Source organism: Nostoc sp. UHCC 0251, assembly GCF_034932245.1.
In the GTDB taxonomy this organism is placed as follows: Bacteria; Cyanobacteriota; Cyanobacteriia; order Cyanobacteriales; family Nostocaceae; genus Nostoc.
This window is the reverse complement of record NZ_JAYGHD010000007.1, coordinates 1-21,021: the sequence shown is the minus strand read 5'-3', so window position 1 is coordinate 21,021 and position 21,021 is coordinate 1. Positions and strand designations below refer to the sequence as shown.

General features: G+C 42.2%; 21 protein-coding genes. 9 read left to right on the top strand and 12 right to left on the bottom strand.

Going from position 1 to position 21,021, the window contains the following annotated elements; genetic code table 11:
• Window positions 1–408: 408 nt before the first annotated feature.
• Window positions 409–594, top strand: coding sequence for a DDE transposase family protein (locus VB740_RS01965; RefSeq protein ID WP_323198411.1), 186 nt, complete (start codon window positions 409–411; stop codon window positions 592–594).
• 93 nt (window positions 595–687) lie between these two features.
• Here VB740_RS01965 and ctpC read toward each other — a convergent pair whose 3' ends face one another.
• From ctpC to VB740_RS01950, 3 genes are all read right to left on the bottom strand, one after another.
• Window positions 688–1,971: a carboxyl-terminal processing protease CtpC gene (gene ctpC / locus VB740_RS01960; RefSeq protein WP_323198410.1), complete on the bottom strand. Its 1,284-nt coding sequence runs from the start codon at window positions 1,969–1,971 to the stop codon at window positions 688–690.
• A 309-nt stretch (window positions 1,972–2,280) separates the two neighbouring features.
• The gene (gene ispG, locus VB740_RS01955; RefSeq protein ID WP_323198409.1) at window positions 2,281–3,507 is read right to left on the bottom strand and encodes a (E)-4-hydroxy-3-methylbut-2-enyl-diphosphate synthase; all 1,227 of its coding nucleotides are present in this window, start codon (window positions 3,505–3,507) and stop codon (window positions 2,281–2,283) included.
• A 134-nt stretch (window positions 3,508–3,641) separates the two neighbouring features.
• The gene (locus tag VB740_RS01950; RefSeq protein WP_323198408.1) at window positions 3,642–3,821 is read right to left on the bottom strand and encodes a hypothetical protein; all 180 of its coding nucleotides are present in this window, start codon (window positions 3,819–3,821) and stop codon (window positions 3,642–3,644) included.
• Here VB740_RS01950 and VB740_RS01945 point away from each other — a divergent pair.
• The 3 genes from VB740_RS01945 to VB740_RS01935 all read left to right on the top strand — a co-directional run bounded on the left by VB740_RS01945 (window position 3,820) and on the right by VB740_RS01935 (window position 5,427).
• A complete protein-coding gene (locus VB740_RS01945) occupies window positions 3,820–4,038 on the top strand; it encodes a hypothetical protein (protein WP_323198407.1) in 219 nt (72 codons plus the stop codon). The genes VB740_RS01950 and VB740_RS01945 overlap by 2 nt on opposite strands.
• Window positions 4,038–4,319, top strand: a complete 282-nt coding sequence (locus VB740_RS01940) for a type II toxin-antitoxin system mRNA interferase toxin, RelE/StbE family (RefSeq protein ID WP_323198406.1) — start codon at window positions 4,038–4,040, stop codon at window positions 4,317–4,319. Before VB740_RS01945 ends, VB740_RS01940 begins: the two co-directional genes overlap by 1 nt.
• Before the next feature lie 73 nt (window positions 4,320–4,392).
• A complete protein-coding gene (locus VB740_RS01935) occupies window positions 4,393–5,427 on the top strand; it encodes an isochorismatase (RefSeq protein WP_323198405.1) in 1,035 nt (344 codons plus the stop codon).
• 120 nt (window positions 5,428–5,547) lie between these two features.
• On the opposite strand, the gene VB740_RS01930 is transcribed toward VB740_RS01935, so the two are convergent.
• The gene (locus VB740_RS01930) at window positions 5,548–6,456 is read right to left on the bottom strand and encodes a M23 family metallopeptidase (RefSeq protein ID WP_323198404.1); all 909 of its coding nucleotides are present in this window, start codon (window positions 6,454–6,456) and stop codon (window positions 5,548–5,550) included.
• A 243-nt stretch (window positions 6,457–6,699) separates the two neighbouring features.
• On the opposite strand from VB740_RS01930, the gene VB740_RS01925 reads away from it, so the two are divergent.
• Window positions 6,700–7,908: an HhoA/HhoB/HtrA family serine endopeptidase gene (locus VB740_RS01925; protein ID WP_323198403.1), complete on the top strand. Its 1,209-nt coding sequence runs from the start codon at window positions 6,700–6,702 to the stop codon at window positions 7,906–7,908.
• Window positions 7,909–8,137: 229 nt separating this feature from the next.
• Here VB740_RS01925 and VB740_RS01920 read toward each other — a convergent pair whose 3' ends face one another.
• From VB740_RS01920 to ispD, 4 genes are all read right to left on the bottom strand, one after another.
• Window positions 8,138–8,485 carry a DUF760 domain-containing protein gene (locus VB740_RS01920; RefSeq protein ID WP_323198402.1) on the bottom strand — a complete coding sequence of 116 codons (348 nt, stop codon included), beginning with the start codon at window positions 8,483–8,485 and terminating at the stop codon, window positions 8,138–8,140.
• Between the two features lie 184 nt (window positions 8,486–8,669).
• Complete coding sequence (gene scpB, locus VB740_RS01915; protein ID WP_323198401.1) at window positions 8,670–9,212, bottom strand: SMC-Scp complex subunit ScpB; 543 nt, start codon at window positions 9,210–9,212, stop codon at window positions 8,670–8,672.
• 21 nt (window positions 9,213–9,233) lie between these two features.
• Window positions 9,234–9,443, bottom strand: a complete 210-nt coding sequence (locus VB740_RS01910) for a hypothetical protein (protein WP_323198400.1) — start codon at window positions 9,441–9,443, stop codon at window positions 9,234–9,236.
• Window positions 9,433–10,122 carry a 2-C-methyl-D-erythritol 4-phosphate cytidylyltransferase gene (gene ispD / locus VB740_RS01905; protein ID WP_323198399.1) on the bottom strand — a complete coding sequence of 230 codons (690 nt, stop codon included), beginning with the start codon at window positions 10,120–10,122 and terminating at the stop codon, window positions 9,433–9,435. Before ispD ends, VB740_RS01910 begins: the two co-directional genes overlap by 11 nt.
• Before the next feature lie 69 nt (window positions 10,123–10,191).
• Between ispD and VB740_RS01900 the strand changes: the two genes are divergently transcribed.
• Entirely contained in the window at window positions 10,192–11,151 is a 960-nt protein-coding gene (locus VB740_RS01900; RefSeq protein ID WP_323198398.1) for a glycosyltransferase family 9 protein, read from the top strand.
• Between the two features lie 235 nt (window positions 11,152–11,386).
• Here the strand turns inward: VB740_RS01900 and VB740_RS01895 are convergent, their stop codons facing one another.
• Complete coding sequence (locus tag VB740_RS01895; RefSeq protein ID WP_323198397.1) at window positions 11,387–11,872, bottom strand: CRR6 family NdhI maturation factor; 486 nt, start codon at window positions 11,870–11,872, stop codon at window positions 11,387–11,389.
• Between the two features lie 732 nt (window positions 11,873–12,604).
• Here VB740_RS01895 and VB740_RS01890 point away from each other — a divergent pair.
• A complete protein-coding gene (locus VB740_RS01890) occupies window positions 12,605–13,051 on the top strand; it encodes a Fur family transcriptional regulator (RefSeq protein WP_323198396.1) in 447 nt (148 codons plus the stop codon).
• Window positions 13,052–13,188: 137 nt separating this feature from the next.
• On the opposite strand, the gene VB740_RS01885 is transcribed toward VB740_RS01890, so the two are convergent.
• Window positions 13,189–16,194: a pentapeptide repeat-containing protein gene (locus VB740_RS01885; RefSeq protein ID WP_323198395.1), complete on the bottom strand. Its 3,006-nt coding sequence runs from the start codon at window positions 16,192–16,194 to the stop codon at window positions 13,189–13,191.
• Between the two features lie 143 nt (window positions 16,195–16,337).
• On the opposite strand from VB740_RS01885, the gene VB740_RS01880 reads away from it, so the two are divergent.
• Entirely contained in the window at window positions 16,338–18,089 is a 1,752-nt protein-coding gene (locus tag VB740_RS01880) for a DUF3685 domain-containing protein (protein ID WP_323198394.1), read from the top strand.
• A 135-nt stretch (window positions 18,090–18,224) separates the two neighbouring features.
• Entirely contained in the window at window positions 18,225–18,932 is a 708-nt protein-coding gene (locus tag VB740_RS01875; RefSeq protein ID WP_323198393.1) for a phosphatidate cytidylyltransferase, read from the top strand.
• A 103-nt stretch (window positions 18,933–19,035) separates the two neighbouring features.
• Here the strand turns inward: VB740_RS01875 and VB740_RS01870 are convergent, their stop codons facing one another.
• Together VB740_RS01870 and VB740_RS01865 are read right to left on the bottom strand one after the other, a co-directional pair.
• Entirely contained in the window at window positions 19,036–20,808 is a 1,773-nt protein-coding gene (locus VB740_RS01870) for an ATP-binding protein (RefSeq protein ID WP_323198392.1), read from the bottom strand.
• Window positions 20,805–20,954 (bottom strand): hypothetical protein, encoded by a 150-nt coding sequence (locus VB740_RS01865; RefSeq protein ID WP_323198391.1) that lies wholly within the window; start codon window positions 20,952–20,954, stop codon window positions 20,805–20,807. Before VB740_RS01865 ends, VB740_RS01870 begins: the two co-directional genes overlap by 4 nt.
• Window positions 20,955–21,021: the final 67 nt, after the last annotated feature.

Here is a 21,021-nt window from a genome sequence, read left to right as displayed (position 1 = left end):
CTAATCAGCAACGACAATCTTTTTTCTTAGAGGAAATTTAATTATGGGATAAATGAGAACGATGCCAAAGGTGGCAATCTACGGATTGGATTGCCTTTTCTCTAAGACATTTGCACAGCAGCACATAGAAGCGTGAACGCCAGTAGTTAATAGACCTCTTTGTCATTTTGAGCGGAACGCAGGGAAGAGAAGAATTTCATCATGATGTTTCGCTCCGCTCAAGATGACAATTTAAGCATTTATGCAAGACAAATTTCTGGCTATACGGAACTGGTTGGTGATTGTAATCTATAGCTAAATCAGATCCTACGCGTTAGTGTAGCCCGCTGTAGGCATCGCATATACGCGAAAATATTTTCTGTATGTCGTAAAATCCTTACTGTAAAAAACAAATTTTTTATTTCAAATATGGACAATGCACAAATTTGGTATATCGTCAAGCGTTCGGCTGGTAATTGTGAAATTTTCCCCAGCGACAAAGTTAAAGACGACAATGTAGAGATTATAGAACAGTGGGGGCCTTTTAGTTCGCAAGAAGAAGCGATCGCTCGGCGTGTCGGACTTATTAGAGCTGGAAAGTGCCAACCAGTTTAAGCTAAGAGTTAGAAGTCAGGAGTGATCAATGATGGTTTTTATTCCTAACTCCTCACTATTCACTCCTAACTTCATTCCGTTATCCTTAACTCTTCATTTTTCTGCTGTAGCTGCGCCTTGAGCAGCAATTTTTTTACCTATTATGTCTACTGCTTTAGCAAATTGGGGGTCTTTTAGGGTAGCGAGTTTTTCACGCTCGTTAAGCCACAAATCCTGTCGCTGGGCATCTGTCAAATCTACCTTTATATCTGGATCAATACCATGCTTATTAATATCTCTATCATTGGGCGTATGGTATTTAGCAATTGTCACTGCTAATCCTGAGCCATCTTCTAGGGGACGCACCGATTGCACTAATCCCTTACCAAAGGTTTGAGTTCCTACCAAAGTAGCACGTTTGTTGTCCTGCAACGCTCCGGAAAGGATTTCACTGGCACTGGCTGAACCTTTATCTACTAATATTACCAACGGTTTATTTGTCAAAGCACGTCCATTTGCCACTTCTCGCTCTCGCTCACCTTGGCGGTCAATAGTAGAAACAATTGTGCCTTTATTCAGCCACATCCGGGCAATATCTATACTGGAGAAAAGTAACCCACCTGGATTACCACGCAGATCAAGGATATATCCAGCTACGCGTTTGCTTTCTAAATCTTTAATGGCAGTTTGCATTTCTTTACTAGCATTGGCACTGAACTGGTTTAGGCGAATGTAGCCAAGGTTACCTGCTGGAGTTTTCTTTTGGGAATATTTAACTGGATGGATTTCAATCCGCGCTCTTTTGATGTCAAACTGTTTTGTCTGACCATTGCGCTGAATCGTTAAGGTGACTTTCGATCCTGCTTCACCTCGAATCAGGGATACTGCCTGATTAGTATCCATCCCCTTGGTACTTTTATTGTCGATTTTGAGAATGACATCTTTTGCCAAAACACCAGCTTTAAAAGCTGGTGTATCTTCGATTGGCGCAATTACAACCAATTGCTTGGTTTTTTCATCCTGGCTGATCGTGATCCCAATCCCTGTCAGTTCTCCAGAGGTATCCACTTGCATATTCTTGAATTCCGCTGGGTCCATAAACCGGGTGTATGGATCTTCTAGCTTTTTGAGCATTTCCCGAATGGACTTATACGCTTCCTGCGGATTACTGTAGGACTTGCTTAAGTACTCCTTACGAACAGCCTGCCAATCTACTTGATTAAAAGTACCATCTACATATTGGCGTTGAACAATTTGCCAAACTTCATCTACTAATTCTTTGGGACTTGCTTTAAATAAAGCCTGACCTCGCGAATGAATGCCAAGGCTAGTAACAGCGATCGTGGAGAGTGTCACTGCCGTAGCACCCAAAACAAGCCTACTTTTTGTAATCACCATAATGACAGCTGCGTCAGAGGGAAAATATATAGTCAGTATGCTCAATCTAACACAGGCTACCACTGTACAGACCGAGCATGTATTCATAATTTAAACAAAATACTTGACAATCCGGCGACTTTGATGGTTTATACAAAGTTTTTGGGCATGGGGCATGGGGCATTGGGCATTGGGCATTGGGCATTGGGCATTGGATATGGGTTATTTATTCTCCTTGTCCCCTTGTCCCCTTGTCTCCCCCTGCCTCTTCTGCTCCCTCTGCCTCCTCTGCCTCCTCTGCCTCCTCTGCTCCCCCTGCCCCTTGCTCTCTTACGGTTCTACCCAGCGTTCATCGGCCTTAATGAGGTTAATTAATTCTTCTACACCTTTATCTTCTGGGACTTTTTTAATTTCCTCTCTGCCACGATATAAAGAAATGTAACCAGGTGTTTTGCCAACATAACCATAGTCGGCATCCGCCATTTCTCCGGGACCATTGACAATGCAACCCATAACTGCTATGTCAAGACCTGTTAAATGTTTAGTGGCTTCCCGAACTTTGTGCAGCACTTCCTCTAGGTTAAACAAAGTGCGTCCACAGGAAGGACAAGCGACGTATTCCACCATCGTTTTTCGCAATCCCAAAGCTTGGAGAATGCTATAACAAACGGGAATTTCTTTTTCTGGTGCTTCTGTAAGTGAGACGCGAATTGTATCGCCAATGCCATCAGCAAGTAAGGTAGCAATACCAGCCGTGGATTTAATTCGCCCATATTCGCCATCACCGGCTTCCGTAACGCCTAAATGTAGCGGATAGTCCATACCCAGTTCATCCATTCGCTTGGCGATGAGGCGATAAGCGGCTAGCATCACAGGCACTCGTGAGGCTTTCATGGAAATTACCAAGTTGCGGAAATCCAAAGATTCACAAATGCGAATGAATTCTATTGCAGATTCCACCATGCCTTCTGGGGTATCACCGTAGGTAAATAGCATCCTTTCAGCAAGGGAACCGTGATTTACCCCAATTCGCATCGATTTACCTTGGTCGCGCAAAGAAACTACTAAAGGTTCTAGGGTTTCGCGGATTTTTTCGCCAATTTCTTCAAATTCTGATTGAGTATACTCGGTTCGATTGACGTTGGGTTTTTCAAAAACATACAACCCCGGATTAATTCGCACTTTTTCTATGTGCTTGGAAACTTCTAGAGCGATTTTTAGCCCATTGTGATGGACATCAGCCACAATGGGCACGTCTTGGTAAGTTTTAATTAATTTTTGTTTAATTTCTGCTAAAGCTTTAGCATGAGCCATACTCGGCACTGTGACGCGGACAATTTCGCAGCCGATTTCGTGCAGACGGCGAATACCAGCCACAGAACCATCAATATCAAGGGTGTCTTCGTTAATCATTGACTGCACTACAACGGGGTAGCCACCGCCAATGGTGACATTTCCCACCTTTACGGGACGGGTTTTACGCCGCTTGATAGTTGTATCAAAGGTAGGTTGATTTGATGTAGTATTTGAAGTATCTAGTATGGGCAGAGTTTGCATAACCTGATTAGGTAAATTTGCTGTCGTTAAAATATCAGATTTGATAAATCTCTGTTTCCCAGATTGCCACAGTTGGTGGCTCTTTGGGACGATTAATATAGAAAAATAAGATAGGCAAAGAAATAAAGAGCAATTCAAAGGTTTTGCTTATTTATGAAGATATATTGCTGAAAAATTCTTTTAACTGAGTAGCTTGAGTAGCGATCGCTAAATTTCTTTAGCAATGCAAATGTACTATTAAGTAAATAGGATGAGGAGCGATCGCTCCTACCACTAGCTAGATTAGACTTATCATCAAATTCTTTGACGCCCATGCTAGAAAAAACATCTACATTCCAGAAAGCCATAGAGGCGGTAGAAGCATTAGATCCAGAAGCTCAGGCTATTCTTGTGGATATTATCCAAAAACGCCTCAAACAACAGCGACGGGATGACTTATTAAAGGCGGTTGCAGAAGCTCGTGAAGCCTATGTTAAAGGGGAAGTACGAAGTGGAACTGTTGCTGATTTAATGGCGGAGTTAGATGATTGATGCAACTGCTTTGGAGTGCAAGATTTATTCGAGATTTTAAGCGTTTAGCCCGTCGAAATCCGCAATTACGCTCTCTGGTTGAGCAAACATTACAGCAACTTACTGAAGATCCGTTTTACCCTAGCTTGCGTACTCATAAACTTAAAGGGGATTTATTAGGTATATGGGTTTGTTCCATAGACTACAATAATCGGATTCTATTTGAGTTTGTTCCTCATCCCGATTCTGGGGAATTAGTAATTTCTTTGTTGACCTTAGGTTCTCATGATGATGTTTACTAAGGTAACGCTAGACTTGAGAAAATTTGGGGATTGAAATTATAGATGCTATTACAGAATAAAAGTGACTGTAATTATGAACACCCAAATAACACCCCAACTACCAATTCCCCCACACTTTAATCCTGAAGAAGTCGGCGAAGTCTGGCGCGTACCTTACCAAGAACGTGCCGCTGATGCTGAAATCTGGGCAAAACAACACAATATAAAACCTACGTCTTTAGATAAAACTCGGATTTGCTTACTGTTAATTGATGTCCAAAACACCTTCTGTATCCCTGGATTTGAATTATTTGTGGGTGGAAAATCTGGGAAAGGAGCAGTGGATGATAACGTCAGATTATGTGAGTTTATCTATCGAAACTTGGGAGTAATCACAAAAATTGTACCTACTCTAGATACCCACACAGCAACCCAAATTTTCCATCCGATCTTTTGGGTGAACGCCGCCGGAGAACATCCTAGTCCAGCAGCAACTAACATTACCCCAAAAGACATCGAACAAGGTATCTGGAAAGTTAACCCAGCTGTTGCTGACAGTGTTACTAATGGGAATTATGAATTATTAGAAAAACATACTTACCATTACGTTACAAAACTCAGTCAAGACGGTAAATATCCCCTGACAGTTTGGCCTTATCATTCTATGTTGGGTGGTATTGGTCATGCTTTAGTTCCATCGGTAGAAGAAGCGATATTTTTCCACGGTATTGCTCGTCAGAGTCAGACGCAATTTGAAATAAAAGGTGAGAATCCCTTAACAGAAAATTATTCTATTTTGCGTCCAGAGGTGTTGGAAGATTTTGAGCAACGTCCACTTGGTCAAAAAAACACGCGTCTGATTAAACAACTTTTAGAATATGATGCAGTAATTATTGGTGGTCAAGCTAAAAGTCACTGTGTCGCCTGGACAATTGACGATTTATTAACAGAAATTAAACAGGTAGATGCTACCATTGCTCAAAAAATCTATTTGCTAGAAGATTGTACTTCTCCTGTTGTTGTTCCTGGTATTGTGGACTACACAGAACAGGCAGATGCGGCATTTGCAAGATTTGCAGAAGCAGGAATGCATATCGTGAAATCTACCGAATTTAGGAATTGGGCATAGGGGATGGCGCATGGGGCATGGGGCAGTTATCAGTTATCAGTTAAGAAAATCGTCTGTGATAACTGTTCACTGTTCACTGTTCACTGATTTGAGTTTCCCTTGTACCTTATTCCCTATTCACTACTCCCCATTCCCTTCTTTCTTTAAATAACCCTTTGGATCTTGCGCTACCCAACCCAGAGATGAGCTAGAACGAACTTCAAAATGGAGGTGCGGTTGACTGGAGGTTGGTTGTCCACTAGTGCCTACTGTTCCTAGTAAGTCTCCTTTGTTTACTTGTTGACCAACAGTAACCTTGATAGTGTCAAGCTGGGCATAGCGGCTTTGGAGTCCGCCACCGTGGTTAATAATGACCAATTTGCCGTATGAACCTTGATCATTAGCAAAGGCTACGGTTCCAGGTGCGATCGCTAGCACATTCGTACCAACTGGTGCTAACAAATCAACACCACTATGAAAGAAAACTTGACTTGTCGCAGGATTAATTTGCCAGCCGTAAGCTAATCCTACAGTTGCTACTTCCCCTAAAGGATATCCAGACAAGGATTCACGGTTTGGCGTACCTGCATTAGTAGGTAAAGGGGACTTAGTTACAACACCATTGGGCGACCAATTTACTCCCGGAACAAACACAATTCTGGGGTCTTGTTGGCAGCCATTCACCTCAAAAAGGCTATCAGCACGAACTTTGTATTGTGCCGCCACTTGTCGCCAAGTTTGACCACGAGGCACTTCGACGACAATCCCATTGTAGGGAGGAATCTGAAGTACACTACCAACGGCTGCGATTGCACTGTTCTGCAAAGCTGGATTCATGCCAATAATAGTTGTAGGTATGAGATTGTAGTGCTGGGCTATGCTCTCCAAAGTTTCGCCACGAACAACTTTATGGCGTTGGAAGCGAGATAGGGCTGGAGTTGGGCAACCATCCACAGCAGCTTTGGCGCTGTTGATGTTTGGCAGTATGGATACTAGGCTCAAGGCGCTAACTAAGCTACAGAGAAAAAGTTGACGAAAGGGTAAAGTCATGTATATAGATCAAGATCGCATTAACTTTAAATTCTAGATGGAGAGTCTGGGAAGTGGCGAGAAGAGGAGCAGGGAGACAAGGGGACAAGGGGACTTGTGAGAACTTGAAACAAGTCCCCTTGTCCTCTTACCCATGCCCAATGCCCAATGCCCAATTTCTCGTAAATATATCTGTCCACTTGTCGTTAGCTTGACTACACTTAGAAATTAGCAACTGCATTGCTATCCTTAAGCAGAATGATTATGAAGTTATCCTTAAAGCAACTGGCGGTTTATGTGTTTTTACTGGCGTTTGGCTGTGGTGCAGGTTTATTTGGTAGTCGCTATCTCCGGCTAAAAAATCCCTCGTTCCAACAGTTAAAAAATGTAACAATGGCTTTGCCTCCAGAATCCGTAGTGCCGAATTCTCCTAACGGAGCGATTGGGGCTACTGGGAGCGATAATGTGAATTTTATTGCGACGGCAGTACAAAAAGTTGGCCCGGCTGTGGTGCGAATTAATGCCACTCGCAAAGTCGCCAATCCTATCTCTGATGCTTTGAAAAATCCCCTCTTGCGGCGATTTTTCGGAGAGGACGAGCAACCAATTGCTCAAGAACGTATTGAACGCGGTACAGGATCGGGATTTATTCTGAGCGAAGATGGAGAATTACTCACCAACGCTCATGTGGTAGCAGATACAGATACAGTACAAGTCACCCTCAAGGATGGTCGGAGTCTAGAGGGGAAGGTGATAGGAGTTGATTCGGTGACAGATGTAGCGGTGGTGAAAATAAAGGCTAATGATTTACCGACTGTGAAGCTGGGCAATTCGCAAAACTTAATACCAGGACAATGGGCGATCGCTATTGGCAATCCTCTAGGTTTAGATAATACTGTCACTATCGGCATCATCAGCGCTACAGATCGCACCAGCACTCAAGTCGGTGTCCCAGATAAGCGAGTCAGCTTTATTCAAACTGATGCCGCAATTAACCCCGGTAATTCTGGTGGTCCCTTGTTAAACGCCCAAGGCGAAGTGATTGGTGTTAACACTGCCATCCGCGCTGATGCCCAAGGACTCGGTTTCGCCATTCCCATTGAAACCGCCGCCCGCATTGCCAATGAACTTTTTACCAAAGGGCGTGCGGAACATCCCTTCTTGGGTATTGAAATGGCAGACCTTTCTCCCATCAAAAAACAACAGATTAATCAAGAAAACCAGCTCAACATTCAGCAGGAAGCTGGAATTGTGATTAAAGGAGTCACAGATGATTCCCCAGCCAAGCAAGGAGGACTGCTTCCTGGAGACGTGATTCAAAAAGTTAACGATAAACCAGTCAAAACTTCAGCCCAAGTTCAGAAACTGGTAGAGTCCAGCAATGTTGGAGATATTTTAGCGATCGAAGTCAACCGCAGCGGTAAAATTCAAACCTTCAAAGTACAATCAGGAGCTTATCCTGAAAGGAAGTAGCCAAAATAATTCATAATTGATAATTCGTAATTCGTAGTTGCAAGAAGCTGGCAGACCCGCTTTGGGCGTCGCTATCAGTGGAAGCTTGAATCTTTCCACACATGTCTTGTTAACCACTGAATTTTTAATTTAGTGTGGGCTGCTATACCCTTTTTGATTACGAATTACGAATTACGAATTACGAATTAGTACTTATTTGGTCAATAGTCCCAGAATGTTTGACTATTGACTATTGACCATTAGACAAATGCTCTAACTGCATTCTTTGTTCCATCTGGCGCAGAAAATACCCTGTCATCATGGCCGACGCCAGAAGCCCAGCTAAATTCTCCCGATCTGTTGTGATTTGCACGTTGAAATTTTCTGCCGGGAGCATTCCCACTAGCCCTTGGACATTTTGCGAGATAATTTGTTTAATTTCAGGGCTGGCGGACTGAGCAACCCTAGCTAAAACATCAGGAGACTGATGCTGTAGATATTTGAGCAACTGATTAGGGTATTCCTCAGAGTGGTCGGAAAGAAGTCGATTAGGGTGTTCCTCGGAGTTGTCATTTAAAAAGTCAGGATTAAACACCATTGGCAGTTTTATTTAGCTTAATTGCTAACTCTACTCTAAACCATAGTACAAGGGTAGCGCATTCACCAGAGGTATAAGTCAAGGAGAGGGAGTGGGGAATGGGGAATGGGGAATAATCAATAGTTCTTTTTTTCCTACCTCCCCTGCTCCCTCATCTCCCTAATCCCCCTCATCCCCCCACTCCCTACTCCCCACTCCCCACTCCCTTCATCTCTAGTTCTAGTTCTAGTTGTTCTTCCTTCTGGCTAGTGGAAAGTATCTGGGGGAGTTGTTCGATTTGGAAATACTGATGAAATTTTGGGGTTACTTGGAGTGAATATGAGCGAGAATAACTGTCTCGGCGCTTTCGGATAAAACCAAGTTCGACAAGTTCTGGAACGTGCTGATATACTCCTGAACCGCGCAGGTTAATCAAGTCGCTCTGGAGTATGGGACTATTAAGGGCGATCGCGGCCAAAGTCCGTAATGCACCTACACCCAATTCTACCGGTATCATAGTTTGCACCAGATCATGAAAGTCAGACCGTAGTTGCAAACTGTAACCATCTGGAGTTTCTACTACCTCTAGGGCGCTATCTCGGTGGGCATAGTTGTCCATTAGTTCAATTATGCCTTCTTTGACACTGGCGCGATCGCACGCGGCATACTCGGCGATTTCGCCGAGCGACAAGGGTTTACCTTTTAAATAGAGAATTGCTTCTATCTTCGTCGCTGTGGCTGTAATCATTTAGTTATTAGTCATTGGTCATTAGTCATTGGTCATTAGTACATGACAACTAACAATCAACAAGTGTCTGGCATTATATCGTAAATTGCCAAATTGGGCATTGGGCATTGGGGATTGGGCATGGGGCACTGGGCATGGGGCATTGGGCATGGGGCATGGGTTATTTATTCTCCTTGTCCCCTCATCTCCCCCTGCTTCCTCATCTCCCAGTCCCCAGTCCCTAGTCCCCAATCCCTCTACTTGTGAGAATAAATTCTGCGATCGCTAAATCTTGTGGAGTAGTGACTTTTAAATTTGTCTCTTCTCCCTCGACAATTCGCACTTCAATACCGCATTTTTCAAATAAAGCGGCGTCGTCAGTTACTTCCCAACCTTGACGGACGCCTTCAGCGTGGCACTGTTTCAACAACTTGACATCAAATCCTTGGGGAGTTTGTGCCGCCCACAATTGTCGTCTGTCGGGTGTTTTTTGAATTATGCCTTGTTCATCGACAACTTTGATCGTGTCTTTGACGGGTACAGCAGCAATTAAACCGGGACAGTGGCGAATGGCTTGGGCACAAGAGTTAAATAAATCTGGTGTAGCCAGGCATCTGGCCCCATCATGAATCAATACTTGTTCTGCGGCTACTGGCAGTGATTTTAAGCCATTGTAAACAGATTCTTGGCGGGTGGAGCCGCCTTGAATCAATTCCACTGGTTTAGTCAGCTTCAGATCGGCGATAATTGCGTTGAAGTCTGGCCAATCCGTAGGTTGGGAAATAATCCCGATCCAACTGATTGTACTGGCGGCTTCTGCGGCTAATAGAGTCCAGGCAATAATTGGTTGCGATCGCACTAAGAGCAGGAGTTTATTACGGTTACTCCCCATTCTTTTTCCGGTTCCCGCAGCTGGAATTAGTAAATACACAGAATTCCTCAATCTTTAAGCTATATATTTTCCCCTAAAATAGGGAGCGAGTAAGCGTCAATAAATATTATGCGAGTAGTAGCCCTTGTACCTGGCGGAATTGGCGACCAAATTCTCTTCTTTCCGACCTTAGATGATCTGAAGCGCAATTACCCTAACGCTCAGATAGATGTCGTTGTTGAACCCCGGTCAAAGGCTGCCTATCGAGTGAGCAAGTCAGTTCACGAGGTACTGGCCTTTGATTTTCAAGACCGTAACAGTCTGGCAGATTGGGGTAACTTGGTGGGGACAATTCGCGATCGCGAATACGATGTTGTCATTGCTGTTAAGCAAATTTGGTTGTTGGGTCTTTTACTCTGGTTGACGGGAATTCCCACACGCATTGGCTACCAAGGCAAAGGTTCGGTTTTTCTGACCCACGCTGTGCCATTCAAACCATCCCAGTATGCGGCGGCAGTATATCATGATTTGCTGCAACCATTAAGCATAAAAACCCCTGTCCCAGAGTTAGCTGTAAATGTGCCAAAACCAGATATTGACTGGGCAGAGAAGGAACAAAAACGCTTAGGGGTGCATGAAACAGGCTATATCTTGATTCATGGCGGTTCTGGCCAGTTATCCCAGGCTAAAGAACTGGATAAAATCTACCCTGTCGAGAAGTGGCACCAAATTATTCAAAGCTTCCAAGAGAAGCAACCGGATATGCCTGTGGTGGTCATTAAGGGACTTGACGATGAGCAATTTGTGCGATCGCTGCTGGGGTCTTCTCCAGATATCAAGGTGACTGCCCCAGATGATATTGGCAAGTTAACTGCTATAATTGCCGGGGCAAATCTGATGTTGTCTACTGATAGTGCAGCACTACAACTTAGTGTTGCAGTTCAAACCTATACTATTGCCCTATTTGGGCCCACTGCTCCAGCTAAGTTGTTGCCGAAAAATGATAAATTCCTGGCCATCGAATCCCCCACGGGAAAAACGGCAGATATTTCACCAAACGCAGTTTTGGAGAAGATTTGGGGTGGCTAAACCAGCAGTTTGTCCTAATTTCTGCAATCATTCTATTGGATATCCAATATAGTTATGCGTTTGTTGAATGACCGCAAAACCTGGATGTGACAGTTAGATTTTGCGGTTATTCAGAAGAAGAATACAGAATTCAGAATACAGAAGTCAGAATCAAGACGTTCTCTATGAGACGCTGCGCTATGCACTAGTCGCTTAACCTTCTTCTGAATTCTGGCTCCTGACAACTGAATTCTTATTAAAATATCTCAAAAAAAGCATCCTCTAATTCATAACCCAGCATTTGGGCCATAGACTTCAGCCGCGATAGGCTAGGGATATCGTGCTGTTTGAGCCAATCACCTAAAATAAAGATTTTGTGCATCAAAAAGATTTCTAAGGCTTCAGGATTGTACTGAATGCCTTCTTTGGAACTGAACTGGTGTGGTACAAGCATGGCACTATAACGAGCAAATTCTCCAGCTTTCCAATCTAATAAAAATGGTAGCCAGGGGTATTTGGCATCTAGGCGCACAAACCACAGGCGCACCTCTGGAATTTCTGAGAGTTCGCGTGGATCGCCAGGTTCGAGTTCATAATTGATATCAAAGCGTAGCTCCTGTTCATGGGTTGCGGCCCCATCTTGCAGCAATTGTTCAATCACCGTTGACGCAGGCGATAGATCCAGATTGTTAATTAAGTCATTATTGAGTGCGATCGCGATTGTTTTTGATTCAGCAGCCACTTTTTTGATGCTCAACTTTAGGATCGAGAATATACAGTAGCAGCTTTCAGGGATTGACGCTAGATTAACCTTTAGAAATAAACTAGGATTTATTAATACTTTTTTGCTTGATAATTGGTCAACCTACACAAGGTTTATAACAAGTTTGTCCTTCTCTAATTTATCGAACAGAATTCAGGAGTCAGGAGTCAGAATTCAGTTGGGTATTCTGACTCCTGAATTCTGGCTTGTGAATTCTTCTTCAATTGATACTTTTGCTTAGTTTCCGGTGGTTATAACAAATATACATCTGGTCGCTAGCCTTAATCTGAGCAGATGTCTATGCCTGCGGCTGGCTACGCCTACGCTACTCACGTACACCGGATATTTTTATAGTTAAATATTACTTTCGTAATTGCGATAAATACTCACAATTAACTTAGAAATTACTACACGATTCCCATGCTATGCCATTAGAATCAGCCTGCTTGGGAAAGGCAACGGCTGCCCCAAGGTGGACATTTACAGCAATTTTAAGTTAAAGTTGTAATGAGTTTGTTTTAGATTAAGGTCTGAAAAAGTAGCCATCAACAAGCAAAAAAATAAATCATTATTGCCACCTGTCACTTTTACAGCATCAGAAGCCAAAACACAAGTACAGGTATAACAGCGGTGTGCAATGTTATTGCATATATTAAATAACCAATAAAAATTGAAATGGGAAAATTCCCTCAACAGTTAACAAGCTGTAATATGCAAAAACAACCAATTTCTACAAAACCAATTCGTTCTCTAGAAGATGCGCTTGATCAGTGCCAAATCCTGGGTATGCGCGTCAGCCGTCAGCGTCGCTTTATTCTGGAATTACTTTGGCAAGCAAATGAACATCTTTCTGCTAGAGAGATTTATGATCGCTTGAACCAACAAGGTAAAGACATCGGTCATACCTCTGTTTATCAAAACTTAGAAGCATTATCTAGTCAAGGTATAATTGAGTGTATTGAACGCTGTGATGGGCGTTTGTACGGCAATATCAGTGACTCTCACAGTCATGTCAACTGTATAGATACAAATCAAATTCTTGATGTTCATGTAGAACTTCCAGAAGATTTGATCCGCAAAATTGAAGAACAAACAGGAGTGCGGATTACTGATTATAGTATTAACTTTTTTGGCTACCGTAACCCGCAAGAAAGCTAACAGTTATTGCATTGGGCATTGGGCATTGGGCATTGGGCATTGAGAAAGAGGAGGCAGAAGTTCTTTAATTTTGAATTTTGAATTTTGAATTGATTTGCTCCCCCTGCTCCTCATCCCCACTCCCCACTCCCCACTCCCTATTCCCCAATGGAGTTATTGCCAAAAACTGTCTCATCATCGACATCATCATCATATAAATCTACTGGTACAATTGTGCCTTCAGAGCTTTCAATTGATCCGATATCATTGAGCTTGCTCCAATTATTATCTGTGTTTATCGGAATTTGGACGGTATTTAAGTAGGGTTGCTGCGAGCGCAAATGTTTTAGTCCTTGAAACGACTCTTTGGAGAACAAAGCACCATTATCAGCAGCTAATTTTTTGTCAGCCTCAATGAGAATTGCATCCAATAAGCAGGCGTTGGTGAGATCCGTTGAATTAAGATTTGCCCCCATCAGGTTAGCTTGTTGGAGGTTTGCGCCTGTGAGGTTTGCCTGTTGGAGGTTTGCGCCTGCGAGGTTCGCCTGTTGAAGGTTTGCACCTGCGAGGTTCGCCTGTTGAAGGTTTGCACCTGCGAGATTCGCGCCGATTAACTCCGCATTGGCTAAGTTTGTCTGCTCAAGATTTACCCCAGTTAACATTACTTGCCACAAAAAGGCTCCCGATAAATTGAGTCCAGCCAGAGACTTGATTCGGGTTGCGAAGGCGCTTTTGTGCAAAAGGGTTGTTCTGGCAATTAGCGTACTTAAACCCTCTGGATTGAATTCTGTTAAATTGAGGGGATTGCCACAAGGCCAAAAAGGAATTTTTGTTTCTCGGTAGCAAGCACAAAGTAATAAAAATACATTCATTCCCACCGCAGCATTCACTTGCTCAACATTCACCGGGTTTTGCAGTGCATGGAAATGAGTCAAAGCTTTGTGAGCTATTCCTTCATCCAACCAAGAGCCTTGACAGTAACCACGCCAGAAAGACAAAAGCCGTTGAAACAAAACTTCAAAGGAAAACTTGTGCTTTTGCTCCCGGCGCAAAATTGCGATCGCCAGTTCTTCAATTTCCTGGCTAAGTATCCCATAACCCAGTAAATTGTAAATATGCTGGGCTACAACACTAGGAGAATCAAGCACAAAAGTCAGCGTACCATAAGCCTCATTTTGGCACTGAGTCAGTAATTTCAACTCAGCAGTCACAGCCTTAGCACAAAGAAATTCTCCTAACTTAACGTGCGAAAACTCAATTAAACTATTTTGCGCTACGCTTTCTAAATCTCGAATTTTAAAATAAAACCCTGGTAGAGTATTAAATTCACCAGCCAAATTAATTTGATGACGTTGTGAGTGTAAAATTTTCAGAGCGATCGCTTGCATTTCTTCAAGTAAATCTTGGGGATGACGATTAGCAAGTAAATTAGCGATCGCTTCTGGAGTCCGGTGGATGTGAGCTGATCCTGAGCGCAGCAGCATCGTTTTAATACCACCAATTAGTGGGTAGCCCAACAACCATCGACTCAGGCGATGATATATTTCCCATAACAGAGAAGACTTTGGGGTATTGGCAGCTAATTGCAAAACTTCATCATCTAGCAGCCCCTCGCGGTGTAAAATTCCCAATAAATGCAACATGAGGGGTTGACGAACAAGGGGAGATAATTCTCTGAATTTTGATTGGCTGGTAAATAAGCCTGACTTTTTTAAGAATGTAAAGAAATTTTGAGCGATCGCCAACGATTGTACTTTTGCCCACCGCTGAAACCATTCTTTGAGTTCTTGCACATCCAACGGTTGAATGATAATTCGCTTCAGTGGCAGTGGTATTTCTGGGGCGATTTCCTGTAATGTTGTTGATCGGCTCGTTAACACAATTTTGTGTCTATGCTGAGATTGAAAGTTCAGTAATTGCTGAATAAAAATTGCTTTTGCCCTTATCCCATGAGCAGAAGGGGGCAGTTCATCTAAACCATCCAGCAGCAACAGACAAGGGAGATTTTCTTGCTCTAACCAAGTTGAAAGATTAACACCAAAAGCAGAATTTAGAGTTTCGATTAAAGTTTTGCCATATTTTACATCCCGTAACCTAATTACTATAGGCATCCAAACAGGGTAAAATTCTTGTGCTATTTGTGCTGCCCAAAGTTGGCAAAAACTCGTTTTGCCATAGCCAGGTTCCGACTCAATGACAGCGATCGTTTCTAAATCAGCTAACTGTTGCTGTGCCCATGTTTTTAAATCAACTGGCTTAACAGTTTTTTTATCCTGCTCAAAAATACTTGCCTCTATTGGTAAGCCTTTTTGTGCAACATAGATATCCTTGAGGGCAAAGGATTCTATTAATAAAGGCATACTAAGGTTTTGAATCAAACTTGCACGGTAATGTTCTCGATGCAAATCAATTTTCTCAGCAGGTATAGAACCCACATCTGGGGTGAGCAAATTGGGAGATAATGAAATCCCTAAACGAAAAAATTTTTGCAGTTGAGCTAAAGGTGCAGCATTCTCGGTAACGACTACAAGTAAGTGGCCAGGAAGTGAGTTGAGCAAACGCTGTGTTAGGAGTTTAGCTTCAGTTTCCTCTGCACCATTGGCAACTAACCAAGCTATGGCAGCGTTATTTATTTGTTGCACAAGTAATGATTCGGCAACCAAAGACAGTGCTTGTTCAGCTTGAGTGTCAGTCAATTTACCTGGGCTGAGAGTTCTCAGTAATCCCTGTAGTTGTGAATCTTGGAGAACGAGTTTACCCACATCCTCTTTAAGTATTTGTGCCTTGATTGGTATACTTGCCCGGTCTAACCACGGTTTTTGCAGGCTTGCTTCCTGCTCTAGAATTGCTTGCAAAGCTTGGAGATAGGCAATTTGAAACGCCAGCCATGTCCCCTCGTTACGTTTTAACGGTTTTTTTTGGCTGAGGCTACGTAACAGGTTTTCTGTCAACTGGGAAATGACACTAATTTCTTCCCAAACAATCCCTAAAGGCAGTTCTAAAACCTCTACCAAGGTACAGATATCAAAAGGCATGAGGCTTTTGACTTCCATATCCTGAACAATCCGGTAGGCAATACCTGCCAATTGTCCCGATGAAAAGCCCCTGATTTGATTGATTGCGATGTAGCGTTCTGCCAACCAATGCCGAATACTCAAGTTCATTTAATTACACAGTGAAAGCTGCCTAAGGCAATTATGATCGATTTATCAGTTTGCGAAAACAGGTGACAATGGGGAAGACAAAGTTTTGTATCAAAGTTGTTTTTTGATTGGTAAAAAACAGTGCTTGTGTAATTGAGTAAACTATGAGCGATCGCCATCTAAAATTGTTGTTAATCGACCAAGACCCGATTTTTCGTCTGGGATTACGGGTAGCTCTGGAAGCAATCCCTAACCTGGAAGTAACAGGAGTGGTAGAAACTGATACTGCTGCCTTGCAGATTTTAGCAGAAATTGCCCAAGAAGACCCAAATCAGGTAAATTTGGTGGTTTTGGAATTCGGTAATGGTCGCTCCACCACTAGTCAACAGCTAGGTTTACAATTCTGCCGACAGCTCAGAGCCTTATATCCCAACCTGCCAATTTTGCTTCTCAGTTCTATTCAAGAACAAGGACTGCTATTGGCTGCAAAATCTGTTGGTATTAATGGCTACTGCCCCAAAGGTACACCACTTCCTGAATTAGTCGCCGCCATGCAAGAAGTTGCAGATGGTGGTTCCTATTGGTTCCGGGACATGGAAGCAATAATAACTCCCCACTCCCCACTCCCCACCCCCCACCCCCCACTCGCTTTTTTTAAACTACGAAATAATTTACGTTTGTCAGGAATTGCTTACATTGAAGCTACCCTAGCCGCAGTAACAGCACAATTACAAGTTCCCGGACTCCCAGTATTAGATCGAGCAATTCTAGCTGGGCAGAGGCGAGAACTCCTAGCAGCTCGTTGGTTGCTAAATCGGTTGTTGGTTTCATCACAAGAAAAGCAAGAGGAACATATTCCGGTTGCTGATGAGACATCTCTGGCTCCTTCGGTGAGTAGTGCCATTCAGCAAAGGCAAACTGTGTCACCTTTACTTAGTCCAGGAGCGCTACAATCTGCGTTGTTTGCGTCTTGCATTACCAAACTTCAATTTTCTTTACAGAATGTTACAGATATACCTTTAGAAATTGACATTTTTCGTGAAGATAAAAAACGAGAATTACTTTATATTATTCTGCAAAAATTGGCTGAACAGTTAGATGAACTGCGTGCTTCTCAAATCGATATAAATCAATTACATGAGGTAAAATTTAGCTTATTACGCGAGTTATGGCAAACAGCAATTATAGATTTTTTTGGAAAATTTTCTCGAATACAAATAGGAAATCAAAATATAGAAATTGTTAATTTATTACTGCAAAATACAGAAATCGTACAAAAAGATATTCTTAATAAAATTCCGCTAGTTTGCGAGTTTTATTCTTATCTACTATTTAAAACAGAATTGAACATTGATAATACCTCCTATCCAGTAGTAAGCAATGAAGCAAAATCCCAAGCATTAATGATTTTAGAGAACTTGTTGATTCAGGTAGCGAATGGGGTAGTGCAACCACTGCTAAATTCTTTAGCAGATGTAGAAGCGATTAAGCAAAATTTTTATGGGCGGCACTTTATTTCCACAAGAGAGATTGAGCGTTTTAGAAATGATTTGTCGTGGAAATATCGGTTAAAAAATTATATAGATGAGCCAAAAGCAGTTTTTGAAAGCCGCTACGATCTATTTGTAATAGTACCTCGTGGTATTGCCAATACTTCAGTTTATGCTCCTCGAAATCAGGAATTAGGAAAATTTTCTAATATTCCTTTATTAGTGACATTATTTCTAGAATTTAGTGATGCGATCGCACCACGTTTAAAATCACTAGTAGCTTTTGTAGGTAGCGGTATAGTCTTCATTCTCACCCAAATAATTGGTCGGGGATTAGGTTTAATAGGTCGTGGTATTCTTCAAGGTATTGGTAGTGTTTCGTTAATAGAAAAAAACTTGAAACGAAATAGCGATCGGACTAAGTGAGGGGGCAGGGAGTGAGAGGATGAGGGAGCAGGGGAGGCAGGGGAGGCAGAGGGGGAGATGAGAGGGACAAGGAAAGGAGAATAACCATGCCCAATGCCCAATGCCCAATGACAAATGACAAATAACAAATGACAAATGACAAATGATTTTATTGGGCTAGCAATTTCTTATATTTACGCTATCAGTTTGCTTGCCATTGGCGAGGGACTGCGTAGGCTTTTTGGTGTGAAGCCGGATTTGACCCGCAAGGTGATCCATGTTGGTGCAGGGATGTGGGTTTTCGGTGTTCTGCTACTGTTTAACCACTGGGAAATCGGAATTATACCTTTTGCCACCTTTATTGGACTCAACTACCTGTTTTACCGCTACCGAATCATCGGCGCAATGGATACCCAGGATAGCTCACCTGGTACAGTTTATTTTGCTATCTCAGTAACGCTGCTTTTCGGACTACTATGGCGACCAGACGGGCCAGTAGATAGCGTCCCAATCGCTGTTGCTGGGATAATGGCGATGACCTGGGGGGATGCACTAGCAGCATTAATCGGTAGACGCTTCGGGCAACATAAATACCAAGTGGGAAATTCTGTGCGTTCTTGGGAAGGTTCGGCAGCAATGTTTGTGGCGAGTACAGTGGTGATTTTTTTGGTGCTATTGCTGCTACCTGGTTCCTCACTTAGTCCCCTGGCTATGCCTTTAGGTTTAGGATGGGCCTTATTGACGGCGGTGGTAACTGCTACTTTCGCCACCTTAGCAGAGGCAGTCTCACCCCACGGTACAGATAACCTCAGCGTGCCTCTGGTAGCTGCGGGGGTAGTATGGATTATTGTGCAGGGTTTTTAAGGCACTGTTAATTACCTTGTTCCCAGTCTTCGACTGGGAATGTCTAGAACTTTGGCATTAACAAGATTGGCAAGATATAAAATTAGGGAGAAAAAGGAAATTTTCAGGCGATCGCTGCTTGCTTTTCTGTTTCCGCTGAGAGTGCTGTTTGTTTTTGTTGCTGATGCAGAGGAATTTCAATCCAAAACTTAGTGCCTTGGCCTAGTTCTGACTCACAACGCAAAACACCAGAGTGCTTCTGGACAATAATCTGATAGCTAATAGATAAACCTAAGCCTGTACCTTGACCAACAGGTTTAGTGGTGAAAAAGGGATCAAACAGCTTTTGCTTGGTCTGTTCAGTCATCCCTGACCCATTATCTGCAATTTCTACCACCACACGGTTATCGTTGGTAACGGCGGTACTAATGAGAATTTGAGCAGCATAAGTCTGAATTGATTGTGGCGATCGCGTAGTGCAGCTTGCTGTTCGCTCACAACTATAATTGTCTAAAGCATCAATTGCGTTATTAATAATGTTCATAAATACTTGATTTAACTGCCCAGGATAACACTCTACTAAAGGTAAATTGCCATACTCCTTAATTATCTCAATTGCTTGTTCTGAACTCATTTTGAGCCGATTCTGCAAAATCAGCAGTGTACTTTCAATCCCTTCGTGAATATCAACTTCTTTCATATCTGCTTCATCCAATCGGGAGAAGTTGCGTAAAGACAAAACAATTTCTTGAATTCTTTGCGCTCCTATTTTCATAGAAATCAGAGTTTTTGGTAAATCATCCAACACAAACTCTAAATCCATATCTTTAATTTTTTCTTGAATATTCTCTCCAGGCTCAGGAAAATTATCTTGATATAACCTGATTAACTCCAACACTTCTTGAGAATATTCATAAGCATGGATAATGTTACCGTAAATAAAACTAACCGGATTATTAATTTCATGTGCCACCCCAGCTACTAATTGACCCAAACTAGACATTTTCTCTGTTTGAATCAATTGTGATTGGGTATTTTGGAGTTCCATGAAAGTTTGCTGAAGTTCTAATTCTGCCTGTTTGCGTTCAGCAATTTCGACTTCCAGACGTTGATTCATCACAGTCAATTCTGTGTTTTTTAACAATGCTTCACGAGATTCTGTTAACTTCATTGCCATGTAGTTAAATGCTTTAGCCAAGTCTTCTATTTCATCATTTGTGCCAATATTTAAACGGTAGTTGAGATTTCCGGCGGCAATTTCTGCTGTGCCAACTTGTAACTTATGTAAATTTTTAATTGTTGGTCGCCAAATTAACCCAAATTTCCCAACGAATATAATAATAATCACACACACAACTCCAAATGAAATATTTCTCTGCACTTGGTGTAAACTTTCTAATTCTGCTTCAACAATAAGATTTTGCTGATAAGCACGTTCAACCATCTGAGATAGAAACAACTCAATATCTCGGTTAAAAGAATTAATCGCACGAAAATACTGCTGAGAATCTGCCAGATAGGTTGTAGTGGAATTTGATTTAGCTAGCTGATTTGTCATTTGTCTGAGAAATTGGTGACGGCGACGAATTACAGCAATTTCTGGAGTATTTTGCAGTAAAATTTCTAACCTATCTAGAAATTGGATAAACTGCGTTGAAGACTTTTCTATGTCTGTAAGTTCAGTTTTTAATAAAACCACATCTTTGAGTTTTATAATTTCCGACTTCAAAGCATTTTCTGCTTCTAATGCAACTTTGACTGTTTCTGCGCTTCGCTTGCTTTTCTCGCGAATGTTTTCTTTAACATGTTGAATGAGTATAGTGTTACCAACAAGGATGGCTATTATAAATCCAAAAGTGATAGCAGAAGCTGTAAAATACTTTGTAGAAATTTTCATTTTGCCAAAGTGGAAATTAAATTCAGTTCTTGACGGAGTTCTTGAATTGGTGCGTAATCGGAAGCAATAACTAGGGTATATCCGGCTGACTCGGTTCCGACAATATCTTCAATACCATCTGGGCTACTAATAAAAGCCTCTTTCAATTGTTGAATTAACGTAACTGCCTAGCTAGTAGTAATTGAGGCGAGAAAAACACAGACATTACCAAGT